This window comes from Verminephrobacter aporrectodeae subsp. tuberculatae At4 (genome assembly GCF_000193225.1).
Taxonomy (GTDB): domain Bacteria; phylum Pseudomonadota; class Gammaproteobacteria; order Burkholderiales; family Burkholderiaceae_C; genus Acidovorax; species Acidovorax aporrectodeae.
In genome coordinates, this window is sequence record NZ_AFAL01000577.1 from 1 (window position 1) to 1,282 (window position 1,282).

Annotated in this window: 2 protein-coding genes; both read right to left on the reverse strand. The window is 70.4% G+C overall.

Annotation, left to right across the window (positions count from 1 at the left end; translation table 11 throughout):
* Positions 1 to 596: efflux RND transporter permease subunit (locus tag VTU_RS28240; protein WP_010106953.1), on the reverse strand; the 596-nt coding region annotated here is incomplete at its 3' end.
* A 12-nt stretch (positions 597 to 608) separates the two neighbouring features.
* The coding region (locus VTU_RS28245; RefSeq protein ID WP_010106954.1) for an efflux RND transporter periplasmic adaptor subunit at positions 609 to 1,282 on the reverse strand (674 nt) is incomplete at its 5' end.

The following is a 1,282-nucleotide window of genomic DNA, read 5'->3' on the forward strand; positions in this document are numbered from 1 at the left end:
GACGCGGACAGCGCCTGCAACTTCACGGGGTCGAGCTCCACGCGCACCTCCCGATCGACACCGCCCACGCGACTCACGGCGCCGACACCACGCACCGCGAGCAGTTTCTTGGCCACGGTGTCGTCCACCAGCCAGGACAGCGCCTCGTCGTCCCTGCGGTCGGACGCGATGGTGAAGGCCAGCACGGGCTGCGCGGCCAAATCGATCCGGGTCACGACGGGGTCGCGCAGGTCGCCGGGCAGGTCGCCGCGCACCCGGGCCACGGCCGCGCGCGTGTCGTCCAGCGCTTCCTGCGTGGGCTTTTCCAGCCGGAACTCGGCCGCGATGGTGGCGCTGCCGTCCTGCACCGTGGTGTAGATGTGCTTGAGGCCCTGCAGCGTGGAAATGCTGTTTTCGACCTTGCGCACCACGTCGCTTTCAAGCTGCGCGGGCGAGGCACCGGGCAGGGTCAGCGTGACGGAGACCGTGGGCAGGTCGATGTCCGGAAAGTTCTGCACCTTCATGGCGTTGAACGCCAGCAGGCCGCTGAAGCTCAGCAGCACGAAGAGCATCAGCGCGGGGATGGGGTTCTTGATCGACCAGGCGGAGACATTCATTGGAAATGCTCCTTACTGGGCGCCGCGCGGGGAGAGACCCGCGGGTGCGGCGGGCGCGCTTTGCCGCACGTCCTGCGCAGCGGCCACGACGCGCACCAGGTCACCGTCGTTCAGAAAGCCCGCGCCGCGCACGGCGATCGACGCCTGCGCGTCCAGGCCCGAGAGCACTTCCACGCGGTCGGCCACGCGCCGACCCGTCTGCACCTTGCGCTGCTGCACGCGCTGCCTGGCGTCGAGCACGAAAACGTAGGCAAAGCCGTCGCGCAGCACCAGCGCCTCCTGCGGCACCGTGAGCGCCTCGCTGTCGCCCAGCGCAAACTCGCCGCGCGCAAACATTCCGGCGCGCAGCTGCGCGTGCGCCGGCAGGTCGACGTAGACCAGCGCATTGCGCGTCAGCGGGTCGACCGTGGGCGCGACCATGCGCACGCTGCCTTCGACGGTGCTGCCGTCCGCAGGGGTGACGCGGACCTTGATTCCCGGCTGGATGCGGTGCAACTCGCTGGCGGTAACTTCGGCGCGCCATTCCAAGCGGCCCCGGCGCAGCATGCGAAACAGCTCGTTGCCCGCGCTCACCACGGCGCCCACGGTGGCCGTGCGCGCCGAGATCACGCCGCTGTCGGGCGCCAGCACCCGCGTGTGCGCGAGCCGCAGCCGCTGCGCGTCAACGCCGGCCTGCGCGGCCATCA